The organism is Bacillus sp. JJ1532, from assembly GCF_036965085.1.
Taxonomy (GTDB): Bacteria; Bacillota; Bacilli; order Bacillales; family Cytobacillaceae; genus Cytobacillus.
Genome location: NZ_JBALOW010000070.1, coordinates 52,208 through 68,056, shown reverse-complemented (window position 1 = coordinate 68,056; position 15,849 = coordinate 52,208). Strand labels below are relative to the sequence as shown.

Annotated in this window: 14 protein-coding genes; 7 read left to right on the top strand and 7 right to left on the bottom strand. The window is 37.6% G+C overall.

The genetic code is table 11. From position 1 onward, the window contains the following. Positions 1 to 101 precede the first annotated feature (101 nt). Together V7122_RS20365 and V7122_RS20360 are read left to right on the top strand one after the other, a co-directional pair. A complete protein-coding gene (locus tag V7122_RS20365) occupies positions 102 to 857 on the top strand; it encodes a DUF2087 domain-containing protein (RefSeq protein WP_335528674.1) in 756 nt (251 codons plus the stop codon). 21 nt (positions 858 to 878) lie between these two features. After that, complete coding sequence (locus V7122_RS20360; RefSeq protein ID WP_335528670.1) at positions 879 to 1,235, top strand: GIY-YIG nuclease family protein; 357 nt, start codon at positions 879 to 881, stop codon at positions 1,233 to 1,235. A gap of 256 nt (positions 1,236 to 1,491) precedes the next feature. On the opposite strand, the gene V7122_RS20355 is transcribed toward V7122_RS20360, so the two are convergent. The 3 genes from V7122_RS20355 to V7122_RS20345 form a co-directional block, all read right to left on the bottom strand. Then, positions 1,492 to 1,698, bottom strand: coding sequence for a M20/M25/M40 family metallo-hydrolase (locus V7122_RS20355; RefSeq protein WP_335528667.1), 207 nt, complete (start codon positions 1,696 to 1,698; stop codon positions 1,492 to 1,494). Positions 1,699 to 1,741: 43 nt separating this feature from the next. Continuing rightward, the gene (locus V7122_RS20350) at positions 1,742 to 2,626 is read right to left on the bottom strand and encodes a M20/M25/M40 family metallo-hydrolase (RefSeq protein WP_335528664.1); all 885 of its coding nucleotides are present in this window, start codon (positions 2,624 to 2,626) and stop codon (positions 1,742 to 1,744) included. 291 nt (positions 2,627 to 2,917) lie between these two features. Then, positions 2,918 to 6,001 (bottom strand): efflux RND transporter permease subunit, encoded by a 3,084-nt coding sequence (locus tag V7122_RS20345; RefSeq protein WP_335528663.1) that lies wholly within the window; start codon positions 5,999 to 6,001, stop codon positions 2,918 to 2,920. 99 nt (positions 6,002 to 6,100) lie between these two features. On the opposite strand from V7122_RS20345, the gene V7122_RS20340 reads away from it, so the two are divergent. Further along, the gene (locus V7122_RS20340) at positions 6,101 to 6,928 is read left to right on the top strand and encodes a TetR/AcrR family transcriptional regulator (RefSeq protein WP_335528660.1); all 828 of its coding nucleotides are present in this window, start codon (positions 6,101 to 6,103) and stop codon (positions 6,926 to 6,928) included. Between the two features lie 39 nt (positions 6,929 to 6,967). Here V7122_RS20340 and V7122_RS20335 read toward each other — a convergent pair whose 3' ends face one another. Both V7122_RS20335 and V7122_RS20330 read right to left on the bottom strand, forming a co-directional pair. After that, entirely contained in the window at positions 6,968 to 7,540 is a 573-nt protein-coding gene (locus tag V7122_RS20335) for a nucleotidyltransferase family protein (RefSeq protein ID WP_335528657.1), read from the bottom strand. Positions 7,541 to 7,780: 240 nt separating this feature from the next. Beyond that, a complete protein-coding gene (locus V7122_RS20330) occupies positions 7,781 to 8,350 on the bottom strand; it encodes a TetR/AcrR family transcriptional regulator (protein WP_335528655.1) in 570 nt (189 codons plus the stop codon). Between the two features lie 180 nt (positions 8,351 to 8,530). On the opposite strand from V7122_RS20330, the gene V7122_RS20325 reads away from it, so the two are divergent. Next, positions 8,531 to 9,460, top strand: coding sequence for a DsbA family protein (locus V7122_RS20325; RefSeq protein WP_335528652.1), 930 nt, complete (start codon positions 8,531 to 8,533; stop codon positions 9,458 to 9,460). A gap of 61 nt (positions 9,461 to 9,521) precedes the next feature. Here V7122_RS20325 and V7122_RS20320 read toward each other — a convergent pair whose 3' ends face one another. Both V7122_RS20320 and V7122_RS20315 read right to left on the bottom strand, forming a co-directional pair. Further along, entirely contained in the window at positions 9,522 to 10,763 is a 1,242-nt protein-coding gene (locus V7122_RS20320) for a 2,3-bisphosphoglycerate-independent phosphoglycerate mutase (RefSeq protein ID WP_335528649.1), read from the bottom strand. 42 nt (positions 10,764 to 10,805) lie between these two features. Next, positions 10,806 to 12,287 carry an SLC13 family permease gene (locus V7122_RS20315; RefSeq protein WP_335528647.1) on the bottom strand — a complete coding sequence of 494 codons (1,482 nt, stop codon included), beginning with the start codon at positions 12,285 to 12,287 and terminating at the stop codon, positions 10,806 to 10,808. A 266-nt stretch (positions 12,288 to 12,553) separates the two neighbouring features. Between V7122_RS20315 and V7122_RS20310 the strand changes: the two genes are divergently transcribed. The 3 genes from V7122_RS20310 (at position 12,554) to V7122_RS20300 (ending at position 15,763) form a co-directional block, all read left to right on the top strand. After that, positions 12,554 to 13,444 carry a LysR family transcriptional regulator gene (locus V7122_RS20310; RefSeq protein ID WP_335528646.1) on the top strand — a complete coding sequence of 297 codons (891 nt, stop codon included), beginning with the start codon at positions 12,554 to 12,556 and terminating at the stop codon, positions 13,442 to 13,444. Positions 13,445 to 13,701: 257 nt separating this feature from the next. Beyond that, complete coding sequence (gene eutH / locus V7122_RS20305) at positions 13,702 to 14,004, top strand: ethanolamine utilization protein EutH (RefSeq protein WP_335345029.1); 303 nt, start codon at positions 13,702 to 13,704, stop codon at positions 14,002 to 14,004. Beyond that, on the top strand, positions 13,988 to 15,763 hold the full coding sequence (locus V7122_RS20300) for an aminopeptidase P family protein (RefSeq protein ID WP_335528642.1): 1,776 nt from the start codon (positions 13,988 to 13,990) through the stop codon (positions 15,761 to 15,763). The genes eutH and V7122_RS20300 overlap by 17 nt, the downstream gene beginning before the upstream one ends. Positions 15,764 to 15,849 lie beyond the last annotated feature (86 nt).

Below are 15,849 nucleotides of genomic sequence, written 5' to 3'. Positions count from 1 at the left end.
ATGATTGACGTTAACTAAATTTTATATTAGCATGTTTACTATAAAGCAAACACTTTTATCAATTGTTTAAAATATATCAACATACTGGATGTGATTTTCAAATGGAACTATCTGATTTCTTTTGGAATGCCTCTTTGGAAGAGCTTAAACGAGGATATATTCAAGAAAAGGATTTCTATACATGCTTGCTTTGCGGGGAAAAGATTGAAAAAGGAATTGTTTATTCTCATGAAAATACGCTTTACGAAGCGGAAAGATATATGAGAATTCATATTAAGCGTACTCATCAATCTGTATTTGAATATTTAATCGGAATGGATAAGAAGCTTACCGGTCTTACTGACCATCAAAATGAGCTCCTTCAACTTTTTTATCAGGGAAAAAGTGATAAAGAGGTTCAGCAAGAAATGGGTATTGGCAGCACCTCAACCATTAGGCATCACCGGTTTGCATTAAAAGAAAAGGAGCGGCAAGCAAAGGTATTTTTGACAATGATGGAACTGTTAAAAGATAAGGACGAGTATGCTCCAACCTTTATTGCCCCTCATAAAACAGCGAAAATGGTTGATGAACGATATGCCATCACTAAAGAAGAACAGGAAAAAATCATAATGAAGTTCTTTACAGAAAGACCGAATCGATGCTTAAAGAAATTCCCGCCAAAGGAAAAACAGCGTCTGATTGTCCTAAGGGAAATTGCAGCACAGATCGAGGATGAGCGAATTTATGATGAAAAGGAATTAAATCAAATTTTAAACGCAATTTATGAGGATCATGTCATGATCAGAAGATATTTAATTGAATATGGATTTTTAGACCGGAAGCCAGATGGCAGCCAATATTGGTTAAAAAAATAATAATGAAAGTGGGATTAAAACATGGACCGAAAAAGAGAATTAAAACAGCAATATAAAGAGATCCCCATTGAAGCGGGTGTATATCAAATTAAAAACATCAAGAATCAAAAGATGTTTGTCAGCAGTACAAGAAATTTTAAAACATTAAATGGGGAAAAATTCATGCTTGAATCAGGCAACCACACAAACAATGCACTCCAGGAGGAATGGAGCCAACTTGGAAAAGAGGCTTTTTCTTTTGAAACCTTGGAGGTTCTTAAAAAGAAAAACGACCCTTATTTTAATGAGAAAGAAGCATTAGCTGAACTCGAGGCAAAATGGCTAGAAAAACTTCAGCCGTATGAAGAACAGGGATATAATGTGAGGAAATCTCAATGAATTTAAGTGAAATAAATAAGTTTTAAAAGCTAAAAATGGGGAAACTGATATACTTTGTTTCCTTTTTTTCGTGGAAAGTTTTAAAGTTGCCAGTTTACTAATTTCGACTGCACTCATTTCACTGACGGTCATTTTTACTGTTTTTGGAGAAATCATCTCACTATCGGGAGTATTTATTTTATATGAAAATTTAGGAAGGGGACAGGTTAATTTGTCCCCATAATCATAACGGAAATAAAAATACATAGCACTATTTTTACCCGAATTCCAAAATAAGCATTGCGACTAAAGCACTGCGTACAGGCATTTGGGAAATAAGTAAATGCTCATGACTTGCGTGAGCCCCATCCCCAACTGGCCCCAAACCATCAAGGGTAGGTGCAAACTGTGATGCAAAGCTACCATCGCTTCCGCCTCCACTCATTTGCTCCTCTAAATTAAAGGCTAAATAAGATTTGGACAATTCCTTAGCCTTCTGGAACATTTTTTCGATTTCGGCCGTTTTTTCAAGAGGGGGTCGATTGATCCCCTGTAACTTCGATGGATATTCCTTCTTTAGAAGGCTTTAAATTTTGGATTAAGGGAATAATCTTTTCAAACTCTGCTTGATTGGTAACACGCAAATCCAGCTCTGCCTCTGCTTCGGCAGCGATTACATTGGATGCAGTCCCTCCTTTAATGACACCAACATTTAAGGTAGTCCCTTTATCCAAATCCGATAAGCTATGTAAATGGATGATTTTCCTCGAAAGCTCCTCTATGGCACTTATTCCTTTTTCAGGCTCAATTCCCGAATGTGAGGCCCGCCCCTTTACTTTTATATGAAACATTCCTACGCCTTTTCGTGAAGTCTTTAGTTTTCCAGTAGTTGAACTCGCTGATTCTAACACCAAAACATATTTACTTTTTTTCGCTTCTTCCTCTATTAATGCTTGGGATGTCCCACTCCCGATCTCCTCATCAGTGGTGACCAGCATCACGAGTTTCGTATTCAAGGAAACTCCCAATTCACGCAGGGCATGCAGGGCAAAGATCCCTTGAACGATTCCCCCTTTCATGTCAAAGGTTCCTGGCCCGTACGCCTTATCCCCATCGATTCGAAATGGCATCGATTCTAACGTCCCCTTCGGCCAAACCGTATCCATATGGACTAAAATGAGAATTTGCTCCTCCCCCTGTCCATACTCCATCCGAAGATGATTTCCGGCATGAGGATTTTCTATAACGGCTATCTCCTCTCCCACGTATTCGGTAAAAAGGTCACTTACCTTTTCACCAAGTCGGTCCACCATTTCCTTATCATGTGAAGGGGATTCCATCTCAACCAATTCCTTTAAAACACCTAGCATTTCTGATTCTTTTCCTTTTAAAAACTCTACGATTTTTTTCATAAGAATACACCTCAATTTCATTCTATGCACAAATCCCCTTCATAAGATAGTGATTTTGTTTAAATTATTGGACAGGATTTGATGAAATACAGAAAAGCTGTCCAGGATACTCGATTTCTTGGACAGCTTTTAGCGAAATCACGAAAACTTGTCCAGCAAACTCACTTTCTCGGACAGCTTTTATCAAAATCGCAATAACCTGTCCAGTAAACTCACTTAGCCAACATCCTTAATAAAATGCATATAAAAAAAGCCCCACAAGATGACACACTCACCTTGCAGGGCTCCCCATTAATTCTCTTCAATTTCCTTACGGTTTTTCCTAAAAATCTTAGATAACACTTCGTATACGATTGGAACAACAATTAATGTTAATAGCGTGGAGCTAATTAAACCGCCGATAACCGTTATGGCAAGGCCTTTCGAAATCAAGCCGCCTCCGCCTGCACCAAAAGCTAATGGCACCATTGCACCAATCGTTGCGATGGCTGTCATAAGAATCGGACGCAAACGTGTGGCACCAGCCTCAAGCACCGCTTCACGCATAACCATCCCCGTACGCTCCATCCGAATGATTCGGTCTACGAGCACGATTGCGTTCGTTACAACGATTCCGATAAGCATCAAGAGTCCCATCATGACGGATACAGAAATGGTTTCACCCGCAATTAATAACCCCACAAATGAGCCGATAACTGTAAATGGCAATGAGAAAAGAATAGCAAATGGCGCAAGTCCTTCGCCGAATGTTACGACGAGAACGAAGTATACAATGGCAATCGCCGCAAGCATGGCAATACCGAGCTGTGTAAAGGTTTCCTGCATGTCAGCTGCAACCCCTGCAACGTCAACAGTTACCCCTTTAGGCAGATCCAATTCTTCAATTGTCTTATCTGCTTCAGCTGTTGCTTTGGATATATCCTTGCCAGTGATCGTGCCTGAAACACTAGCATAGTATTCGCCCTTACTGCGAGCTAGAGTATTTAATGTTGTGCCTTTCTCAACAGTCACTAGTTCAGAAAGCGGCATTGTCGTACCAAGTGGTGTCGGTACTTGTTTATCTAATATATCATCAATCGATTTTGGCTGAGCTGTTTGTTCCTGCTGAACGATGACATTTAATGCGTTTCCTTCTTTTTCAATCGTTGTTAACACATTCTTCGTTTTTTCTGGACTTAACATCATAATAATTTGCCCGGTTGTTAGTCCATACTTTAATAATTCATCCTGTGCCACTTTGAAGGTGTATTCAACGTATGCATCCTCTGCACTAGAGGAAACATCCTTTAATCCTTCATTTTCCTTTAATGCATCTTCAACTATTTTTACAGATTTGTTGAGTTTATCTAAATCTTCACTGTAAAATGTATAACTAACTTCATTTGAAGCCATGGACATCGAAGAGAAGTTCTGGCTCTTCCATTCGCCTGATTGTCCAATGCCCTTTACATACTTTTCTATATCTTCACGTGCTTCAGGGAAGTTTTCCATTTCCGGATCAAAGATCAGGTACATTAACCCGCCTTTTCCTCCGCCTCCCATCATGGCTGCTTGCTGGTCGCCGCTTTCTGTAACTGATACTTGAACGATATCAATATCATCGTGTTCAAGCATTTTCTCTTCAACCACTTTAATATTTTCTAACGTATCTTCCGGCAGTTCTCCTGCACTTGGAGTGTAAGTCAGATACATCACCTTATCCTCTTCACTGCCCATAAAGCTAAAACCAATCAATGGTGTCAACGCCAAACTCCCTGCTAATAAAACAAAGGCAAGAATGGAAGTAATCACCTTATGATTAAGTGTTTTTTCAAGGAATCCTTTGTACCATTTGGATAATCTGCCAGCCTCTTTATGTTTGCTTTCCGTCTTTTCACTATATAACTTCTTCTTAAACAAGAAATGTGATAATGAAGGAACGATTGTAATCGCAACAATTAATGAGGCTCCGAGCGCAAATGACATTGTTAATGCGAATGGCATGAAGAGCTCGCCAACCATCCCGCCTACAAATATAAGTGGTGCAAATACAGCAATGGTTACGATCGTTGAAGACATGATAGGTCTGAACATTTCAATTGTTGATTCACGAATGAGTGCACGCCCTGTTAGTTTTTCACCTTTTAAATGCAGGCGGCGATAAATATTTTCAACCACAACGATGGAGTCATCGATTACACGGCCAATAGCAACAGTAATCGCCCCAAGCGTCATAATATTTAGGGTAATATCCATCCAATTTAAGATTAACATAGCCATTAAAATCGAAACCGGAATGGATATAATCGAAATAATGGTCGATTTGAAATCTCTTAAGAAAAGGAGAATAATTAATACCGCAATTAAACCGCCAAATAACGCTTTTTCAACCATTGTAGCAACAGAATCTTCAATTGGCTTGCCTTGGTCGAGCGTCACATCGATAACGATTCCATCAATTTTCTTCTTTTCATCTTTAATTAATTTCTTCACACTGTTTACAACATCTACTGTGTTAGCCTGTTGGCTTTTGACAATTTGAATTGCAATCGCATCTTTCCCATTTGTGCGGGAAACTGATTGTACTTTACCTACTACTTGAATGGTTGCGATATCGCTAAGCTTTACAAATGGTAAAGGCTGTGTAGCCGATGGCGTTACAGGAATGAGCATTTCCTTTAATTCGTCAACAGTCGTGAACTTGCCGTCTATCGCTATTGCCTGCTCGCCTTCTTCAAATTCATAAAGTCCTAAAGAAACACCGAGATTGCTTGCTTGAATCATTTGCTTGACGGAATCTTCCGTTAAGCCTAGCTCTGCCATTTTTTCCTTATTATAAGTAAGGTCAACTTCTTCTATATGCTGCCCTGTAATCGTAGCAGAGGCAACACCATCGATTTTATCGATTTTTGGGAGTAAAACTTCCTCGACTGTTGACGTTAATTCAACAATGTCCTCTTTCGTGCTGCTTACACTTAGTGCCACAACAGGCATCATGTTCATGCTAATAGCGGTAATGGTCGGCTTTTGAGCCCCTTCAGGCAATTTAACTGCATCTATCGCAGAATCTAATGCCCGCTTCGCCTCATCCATATCAATGCCGTATTCGTATTCCACTTGAATATTAGCTACATTTGAATACGAATTTGAATTAACGGATTTTACGTGCTCCAAGCCCTCTACTGCTTTTTCTAAAGGAATCGATACATCCTTCATCACCTGCTCAGGAGTTGCCCCAGGATATACATCCATCACCATTAAAAATGGAATAGAAATATCCGGAATCATCTCCATTTTCATACGTGTTCCTGAATAAATTCCCGAAACGGTTATAATAATGGTTAACAGCCAAACTGCTAGTTTATTCTTTAAAACAAAGTTAACTAACCCTTTCACGTCTACACCTGCCCTTAATTGACTAATCAGTCTCATTTCCTTATAATAATGACCGACAAGTCATTTGTCAACGAAAGTCCTAGGAGCGGATGTAAAGAAATGATGAAGAAACAGTTAATTATGGAAAAAGCACTAGAGCTTTTTGCAACTCAAGGATTCGATGCCACAACCGTTCAACAAATCACAGATTATTGCGGTATTTCTAAAGGTGCTTTCTACTTGTCATTCAAATCAAAGGATGAATTGATTTTATCTACTATCGATCATTTTATGATGCAATTTACTTCTGATATTGACCATATAGTCAGAAACTCAGATGATAACCTTTTATATAATTTTTACTACACAACATTTCAGTCTTTTCATAAGCATTCTGATTTCGCAAAAGTTCTTATGAAAGAGCCGGTTCATTCATTGAATAAAGATTTATTTATTAAAATCCGTTATTACGACATGTTAATGGACAAGTCGATATTACTGATGATTGAACGTTTATACGGAAAAACAGTCCAATCAATAAAATATGATTTAATTTTTTGCATTAAAGGCTTTATGCACACTTATTCACAGCTATTTTTATTTTATAGCTCACCGCTAGACTTGAATCATCTTTCTCAATCGCTTGTGGAAAAAACCAATCTGCTGGCAAAACAAATGACTGACCCATTTATTTCGCATGATCTATTTCAAGTTCTTAAGCAGCCGCTGAACGAAGAAATAACGAAGGATCAGTTGATTAAAATGATGGAAGAAAAAATAGCGGATATTGAAGAGCCGATTGAAAAAGAATCATTAATTCTCTTAAAGGAACAGCTGTTAGATCCGAATTTAAGTCCAGCCATTGTAAAAGGCCTACTCGAAAATATTCGGAATCATCCGGAGTGTAAGTGGATTTCTTATTTGCTGAGGAATTATTTTGAGTTTTAAAATGATTGGAGCAGAACAGTTTTATCTTTCTGCTCTTTTTTAATTTTTAGTGGAGATATTCACTTTGTACCAAATCAAATCCCAAGACTTTTTCTCCACTCGATTTTTATAGACTTTTAAACGATCCTTTGACTCGGCAAAAAATGGTGTAGGTTTGACCTCTAAATTGACGACATCGTATACTCCCCAAGGGGCAGCCAAAATAACATGGTCATTTCCATCTAATTTAACTCCCAATGCTGTAGCGGTTTCTGGAAATTTTGAAATACCATCGACTGAAGAAGTATAAGGCGGCAAATTATTAATCACGTGCATTCTTGCCTGATTTTTTACGGACCAAGGGACTCCGGGCATGAGATGATTTAATTTTTCTTCTAAAATTTTTTCTTCTAATTCATCCAAATTTGCGGGATCATAATAGATGACATCAATATCGGGGATGGCTGTTCTTTCCGAAAAATGGTGTAACACATCCCATATTTTCGAACGCACAAATCCGGCACATATCCACCAATCGGGCAGGTTCAACGATTTTACTGTTTTTAATAAATCCATCATCCAGGTATCTTCGCTAATAATTCGTACGATATCTTCTTCATTTTTTATCATCATTTTATTCACCTATTTCTTATTGCCATGAATAGACTCAATGGGTGGATGGATTTCCCCATCATCAAACCTATAATCGAGAAAATAAATTTTGAAAAGAAAGGAACCTATCATAAATAGAATCAGTGCAATAATAGCAATAAACAAAAAGAAGGCACACCATAGGCTCCAATTAAATATTTTTGATTCAGCGAACCTTTCCGACCAGCTTGGAGATTTAATCATCATAATCACCTTGTTTAATTAGATCTTAGACCCAAAATCAATCCCAGACATGATAAAAGGGATGGCTAATTTGATAAATTCTTCCGGCGGTGTATTTTGACCGCTTCTTCTCCATTCTAAAGATACTCCATAAAGCCCCCAACTTAACATGGCAGCAGTAATCTTTAGAGGTTGCTCATCTTCACTTTGATATTGTTTTCGTAGCATTTTGTAAAAAATGATTTCGAGTTGTTCCCTAATAATACGGGCAATGGTATCTTCGTATCCTCTATGACAACGATTGGATAAAGATTTTTGAAAGTCCGTGATCGCTATGAAAATACTAATAATCGATTCTTCATTGAGTTCATTTTTCTCGAACATATTGCCATTCAAATTTATCAAGAGTACTTCTGACAGTACCTTTTCCAATAAGTCATATATATCTTCAAAATGATAATAGAAAGTGGCCCGATTAATCATAGCCTCTGTTGTAATATCCTTAACAGTAATATCCTTGAATTCTTTTTTACCTGAAAGTTCAATAAAGGAATCCATGATTAATTTACGAGTACGTAGAATTCGGGGATCAATCTTTGGTTGAGTCAATTACAATTCCCTCCTACTTTTTAAACAATTTGTTCAATGTGTTGTATAAACGACAAATACAATGAACTATTGGTATTGATGGTTTTCATTATGTACTAAAATACAATTGTAAAGCAAATAAGAGGCTTATTTTTCAGACATTTTAGACAGGTAGATATTAAATGAATGGAGGAAAAAAATATGACGGACAATAATAATTTGATTTGTGATTTAGAAACAGGTGTATGCGGTGTAGCTGGCGAGGAGGAAATGGAGGTTATTGATTTTAATCAGCCAAAAAAATCGGTTAATCTTTATTATGTGACTGATCCTATTTGTTCTCATTGCTGGGCAATTGAACCTAATCTCCGTCGTTTTGTAGAGCAGTATGGAGACTATTTTAATTTTCATACGGTTATGGGTGGTTTGCTGGAAAAATGGCATGATGGACCAATCGATCCTGCAAACGGAATTTATAAACCAGCCGATGTTGCTGGTCACTGGAGAGAAGTTGGAGAATATTCAAGAATGCCTATTGACGGCTCTTTAATGATTGATAATCCTGTTCAATCATCCTACCCACCGTCACGTGTATTTAAAGTGATTCAAAAAAATCATAGTGATGCATTAGCATTTGAATATTTACGCCGTGCAAGAGAAGCACTTTTCGCATTTAATCAAAATATTTCAGATACATCAGTTATGATTGAAATCGTAAATAAACTTGGTCTTAATGGAGAGGCCATTGTAAATGAAGCAGAACAACCAATCGGACAACAATTATTGAATGAAGATTTTGCTCTTACTAGAAGCTTAGGTGCCAGAGGTTTTCCTACCATTATTATGATCAATGAGGAAAATAAAGGCGTAAAAATTGTTGGTGGTCGTCCGTTTGAATACTATGTCGACGGATTAAAGAAGGCTCTAAATGTGGAAGAGCTGCAACCAAAACCACAACCACCCCTTTCAAGCTTACTTAAGAAAGAAAAGCTTCTCTTTTCGAAAGAAATTGAAGTGATGTACGATGTAGAAAAATCGGCTATTAACACTTTTATTGAAAAAGAACTTTCGCCAAACAGTTTTCAAGTGAAGGAAATTCTAGGGGAATTATATTTTACATCTACAAAATAAAGTTGACATTAACTAAGGGAAAAGGAGTAGCTTATTTGCTACTCCTTTTCCAAAAAACATCCTAATTTCCTTGTTTTTTTACGTATCCCATTAACCCATGCAGTGTTCTCACGAATTCATTCCCCGTGATATGCCCTAATCCTCCATAAGCACAATCCAACTCATTGTATTGTAGGTTTCGATCTCTCCGTATACTTGGCCCATAAATAGCGACCGGAACTGGTTCACCTGTATGTTCTCCAACTTCACAAGGTGTAGAATGATCGGCAGCCAATGCTAAGTACACATCTTCAGGCAGCTGCTCACGTATTAGTCCAACCATGTGATCGAACAGCTCTATCGCTCTAGCTTTCTCAAACGGTTCATTATCGTGACCTTTAACATCCGGCGCTTTCATATGCACGTAAACCATGTCATTGTCTGCAATTTCTTCGATAGCTAATCTAGCTTTTAATTCAATATTTGTATCGATATTACCCGTCATGCTGCTATCTGTTATCGTCTTAAATCCAGCTAGCTGGGCAACTCCTAATACAGTGCTTTCTCCAGCAATACAACTTCCTTTGATATTAAGCTGTTGGACGATGGGCTCAAGATGCACCATCAGACCAGCTCCCCTTGTCAGGATAAAATTAGCTGGCAGCTTCCCTTCGGCAATGCGCTCTTCATTTACTGGATGGGATGATAATATTTCATGAGCTCTTTTAAGGAACTGATTTAAAATAGATGCTGTTTTTTCAGCCTCCTCAGAAGAATCTAACGGTTCTACTTGATGATAAGGCGCACCGTCATTTGGAGCTTTTGGATCGGAATCACTGATTTTATCGCTTAATCCACTTCCACGCAGGATTAAAACAGCCCGATGTTCAGTAGCCGGTTTAAAATGAACGACTACCCCATCTTCAAGCTCCATCCCATCAAGAGCTTGAGCGATTTCTTCCGTTTTCTCGCGCATCCGTCCTGCTCGCCGATCGACCACGGTTCCTTCCTCATCGACAGTAGCAAAATTACATCGAAACACAACATCACCAGGCATGACATCCATACCGATTCCAAGCGCTTCAATAGGTCCGCGTCCGGGATAATCTTCAGGCTGATAACCGAATAAAATTAAATGTCCCATATCCGTTCCTACAGGAATGCCGGAAGAAATCAAATCCATCATACCTGTAATACCTTCTGCAGCCAGTCGATCCAGATTCGGTGTCCGCGCATATTCCAATGGGGTCTTATCGCCTAACAAAGAATGGGGACGATCCCCTACTCCGTCAGCAATTGCCATGATGACTTTTCTTTTTAACATAATATCCTCCTATTATCATTCAAGGTTTTCTTATCTATTATTTTATAATCCTAGTACTTTGAACCAAGTGAAATAGGCTGCACTGATAACGGAAGCACCAATAAAACATGTAATAACTGCATACTTTACTTGATCTACTATTGTAAAGTAATCTGTTGAAAAATAAATCGTATTAACCTTCGAATGCGGCGGAAGTGTAATCGTAAAGGTCATGGTCATTGCGGCAGCGAGTGCAAGTGGTACAGGATCCATACCTAAAGTTTTAGCTAAAGCAATGAATGCTGGAATCAAAATCGTTACCCTTACAGTTTTGCTTGTAAAGATGAGATGGCTGTACATACTAAGGAATATGACGACTACAGCAACCATGGCATGGCTCATCTTGTCAATCCCTAAACCGTCAACTACTTTACTGATCATCCATACGGCTCCACCAGATTGGTCTAATGCATTTCCAGCGGCATATGCACCCGCTGCGAAAATCATAAGCTCCCATTTAATGTTTGCATCTTTCCACTCTAGCATTCCCACTTTTGGAAGCAAGCAAAGGAGTGCTGCAATAACCGCAGTCTGTTCAGTACTAATTTCAAAACCAAACCAATCTTCATGATAATCGCCAGTCGCCCACAAGAGCACAGTAAGAATGAAGATGACCGATGCTTTCTTTTCATCTAGAGAGAAAGAACCTAATTTCTTCAATTCCCCCTTCAGCGTCCCCATAACATTTTCAAAATTACCTTCATTTTTAATCGAGAATAATTTTAACCCGATCATGAATGTGATTCCCATCGTGATGATGGCTGCAGGCATAGAGGCAAAAAGCCAATCCATATAACCAATATCTCCGCCCGCTTGCTCGTTGATGAAACCGACCGCAATAATATTACCTGAAGTAGCTGTCATAACACCTGAAGTAGCGAGGGCATCTGCTTGTAGACCTTGAAGCATCATAACTTTACCAAGTGGACTTTTTCCCGGAATAGCTTTATAGACTTCTAGCAAAATCAAGCAAATAGGCATCATCAGTGTAGCTCGCGCTGTCGTTGAAGGTACGAAAAACGCCAGAACAAAATTTATAATGACTAAAACAAGCAACGTCCTAGTCGGTGTTTTTCCGAATTTCGTGACCATCCACAGCGAGAATCTTCTACCTAAATTTGACTTCATCATCGCAGAAGTTAGAACGAATGCGGAAACCATTAACCAAATAACGTCAAACCCTAATGTCCCAAAAGCAACTTCCTGATCTTCAACTGCCCCTACTAAAGGAAGCAGCAGAATCGCAAGAAGCGATGTCAAGTATATTGGGATTGGAGTTGTTATCCAAAGGATCAAAGCACCAGTAAATATAGCAATTGATTTTTGCGCCGCAGGTTCCATCCCTTCCGGCGTTGGCATGAATAATAAAAATAAAACAGCAATAATAGCAATGGGAATTCCCCATTTCTTCATTCCTTCTTCAAAACGGCCTTTCTTCTTAATCGGTTGCTCACCCTTTTCTACTTTCGTTGAATTCTCCTTCATCTCGAATCCCCCTTGAATTAGTAATGTATCCGTTTTCAGTATATTCAAGCTATAACTATAATACAATTTGATTTAATTTTGATAATCATAAGGAAACCTTATAGTTAAACTAGTTTTTGAATGAACCCATTTTAAAAATTATTTCACTATAGGGTCGAATTCGTTTATATTACTCTCATTTACTATCATGGAAATGCTATTATTAAATTTGATATAATTTTTATAAATCATAAGGAAACGTTATTATTGGGAGAAGGTGATTAGTGATGAACTTAACGAAGCTCCAAACTTTTATCACATTATCGAATTGTTTAAACTTTACCGAGGCGGCTGAGCGGCTTTATTGTTCTCAACCGGCTGTAAGCATGCAAATTCAAAGTCTTGAGAGAGATTTAGGGTTTCCTCTTTTTGACCGAATAGGAAAAAAACTATACTTAACAAAACAGGGAGAGCAATTCAAACCATATGCAGAACAAATTATTAATCTCATTTCTTCATCCAAAGAGCATATTAAACAACTCGACAATTTAGCTCACGGAACATTATCTTTCGGAGCGAGCACTTTCGTTGGAGTATACCTTCTTCCAGCCATCCTCAGTGACTTTAACAAACAATTCCTTGGCATCAAAATCAACATGAATATTACATCCTCCAACCATTTAATACATATGCTGGAGACGAACAAAGTCGAGTTTTTAGTTCTTTCTGATCGCATACCAATTGATGAAGACCGTTTTCAATTCAATACTTTTTATCAAGATGAGCCTGTTTTAATCGTCAATAGCCAGCACAGACTTGCTGGGAAAACTGAGTGTACTTTAGAGGATTTAGTCTCCGAAACGCTGATCCTGAAGCCTAATAAATCAGCTACCAGAACTTATTTGGAAGGGGAATTTAAAAAATACGGATTCAATTCCCCTAATTATATGGAAATAGGAAACCTAGAAGCAATTAAACAATGTGTTATTCACGGTCTCGGTGTATCGATCGTCTCTAGCTTTGCCATTAAACAAGAAATCAAAAATGGATTATTAACCGTGGTCCCAATCCAAGGGGTAAAATTTATTAGGGGAATTAGGTACGTTTATCAACGCGGTATTCACCTTTCACCAGCAGCCATGAAATTTATTTCTATGTTGGATCAGAAGTCCAATTGAGATTTTATAGGGTGCGATATGGTGAACCGTCCCATAAGTAGGTGCGGTTTTCTTTTTGATGGCATTAATCTCGTAAAATAAACGAATAATTTGTCTTTTAGTAAACAGCGTAGTGTGTGAAATTGTACTACGTTGTTTACTACTATATGTCTAAGTATGGGAAAGCGATGTTCACGGCAGGAGCAATATTCTATAGCGGTATCTGGTACCTATATTTGTTTTTGCCATTATTTTAGGGGTAGAATAAATTTAATTCAGTGTCAGTAGCAGGCATTCTAGGAAGTTTGGCTAGTAATCTGTTGATATTTGGAACATATAAGGAAATGAATCCTAAAGGAAAAGTGGTATGTACTGCCTTTGGAGTAAGTGGAGCATTTATATTTGGTGGTCAACTTGGATTTGTGTCAGGAGTAGCACCAGAAATGATAGGAGCATTTATAATATCAAAGCTTACAGCCGGAATAATTAGTATAATACTAGCCGTATGGCTGTATGACCGTGAAAGTAAAGAATTTAGTTTTAAGGAAAATGGAGGTATTAGTAATGAATATCAGAGATAGGGTCGAAAAGTTAAGGCAGCTAATGAAAGAAAATCAAATGGATGCTTATATAATTCCCAGTTTTGATGCACATCAGAGTGAATATGTAGCAGAACATTGGAAATGTAGACAATGGATATCAGGATTTACAGGGTCTGCAGGTACTGTAGTTATTACATTAGAGGATGCTGGGTTATGGACAGATGGCAGATACTATATTCAAGCCGAAAAGCAGCTTGAGAGCTCAGGAATCAGATTATTTAGAATGGTGGATCCAGGGGTACCATTTTATTCAGAATGGCTAGCAGATGTTCTTAAAGAAGGAAGCATTGTGGGCTTTGATGGAAATGTTTTTTCAATTAATATGGTTAAAAAGATGGAAAAAGATCTAAAAGCAAAGAGAATCGTATTAAAAATGAATCAAGATTTAATTGGTGATCTGTGGGAAGATAGACCGGAGATTCCTAAAGGACCAATTTTTACCCATGACGTAAAATATGCAGGCAAATCACGAGAAGAAAAATTAAATGAAGTAAGAGAAGAAATGAAAAATAAAGGAGCAAATTATTATATTTTATCTTCCCTTGATGACATTGCATGGCTTTTGAATATAAGAGGGGACGATGTGTCTAACAATCCAATTGTAATAGCTAATGTAATCGTAGCAGAACATAAATGTTATTTATTTATTGATTCTTGCAAGGTTCCCCCTTTGGTTAAATTAGAACTGGAGGCTGAAGGAATCGAGTTAAAAGCGAATCATGAAATACAAACATTCTTGGAAAATCTTTCAGGCGGAGATTCCATTATTTTAGATACGAATAAAACAAATATCAGATTATATAATGCCATTAACAGTAATACAAAGAAAATTGAAAGTCCTGACATCACGACTAATTTAAAAGCTATTAAGAATGAAGTCGAGATAAAAAATTTAAAATGGTGTGAAATAAAAGATGGTTTAGCCATGGTGAAATTTATTAAATGGCTAAAAAACTCTGTAGATAAAGAAGAAATTACAGAGATTACTGCAGAAGAAAGATTAGAAGATTTCAGAAGGGCACAGGAAGGATATGTTGGACCTAGCTTTGATACGATAGCAGGTTATAAAGAACATGCTGCGATGATGCATTATAAAGCCAATAAAGAAACGCAATATACTCTTAAGAATGAAGGTCTTTTTTTAATTGATTCAGGCGGACAGTATTATGATGGAACAACAGATATTACAAGAACGATTGTTTTAGGAAAACTTACCGATGAACAAAAAAGAGATTTTACTTTGGTGTTAAAAGGATTTATTGCATTAAGCTCAGTAAAATATTTATACGGAACAACAGGCTCTAATTTAGATGTTTTAGCAAGACAACCAATTTGGCAGTATGGTTTGGACTATAAATGCGGGACAGGACATGGGGTAGGTTTTTACTTGAATGTTCATGAAGGACCACAAAGCATAAGGAATAATAATAATGTTATATTAGAAAAAGGCATGATTATTACGAATGAACCTGGAATATACCTTGAAGGTAAACACGGAATTAGAATTGAAAATATGTTGTTAGTAGTTGAAGACGAGAAAACAGAGTTTGGTCAATTTATGAAGTTTGAAGCAATCACGTATTGCCCTATTGATTTAGCCGGTATCAATAAAGATATGTTAACAGAGAGCGAAAAGCAATGGTTAAACAATTATCATCAAGAGGTATACACAAAGCTAGCTCCTTATTTAAATGAAGAAGAGAGAGTCTGGCTAAGGGAAGAAACTAGGGAAATTTAAATAGGTATTGCCGAATACAAATTCGAATGTAGCACCAATATTAAAATAGAACCGCACTTAGACTAGTCACGGAGAACCGTACCATA

Excerpts from the sequence above, each read along its gene's own strand:
- V7122_RS20310 (WP_335528646.1), top strand. The coding sequence starts at position 12,554 with ATGAACTTAACGAAGCTCCAAACTTTTATCACATTATCGAATTGTTTA.
- V7122_RS20325 (WP_335528652.1), top strand. The coding sequence starts at position 8,531 with ATGACGGACAATAATAATTTGATTTGTGATTTAGAAACAGGTGTATGC.
- V7122_RS20320 (WP_335528649.1), bottom strand. The coding sequence starts at position 10,763 with ATGTTAAAAAGAAAAGTCATCATGGCAATTGCTGACGGAGTAGGGGAT.
- V7122_RS20340 (WP_335528660.1), top strand. The coding sequence starts at position 6,101 with ATGATGAAGAAACAGTTAATTATGGAAAAAGCACTAGAGCTTTTTGCA.
- V7122_RS20335 (WP_335528657.1), bottom strand. The coding sequence starts at position 7,540 with ATGATGATAAAAAATGAAGAAGATATCGTACGAATTATTAGCGAAGAT.
- V7122_RS20360 (WP_335528670.1), top strand. The coding sequence starts at position 879 with ATGGACCGAAAAAGAGAATTAAAACAGCAATATAAAGAGATCCCCATT.
- V7122_RS20315 (WP_335528647.1), bottom strand. The coding sequence starts at position 12,287 with ATGAAGGAGAATTCAACGAAAGTAGAAAAGGGTGAGCAACCGATTAAG.
- V7122_RS20365 (WP_335528674.1), top strand. The coding sequence starts at position 102 with ATGGAACTATCTGATTTCTTTTGGAATGCCTCTTTGGAAGAGCTTAAA.
- V7122_RS20350 (WP_335528664.1), bottom strand. The coding sequence starts at position 2,626 with ATGAAAAAAATCGTAGAGTTTTTAAAAGGAAAAGAATCAGAAATGCTA.
- V7122_RS20300 (WP_335528642.1), top strand. The coding sequence starts at position 13,988 with ATGAATATCAGAGATAGGGTCGAAAAGTTAAGGCAGCTAATGAAAGAA.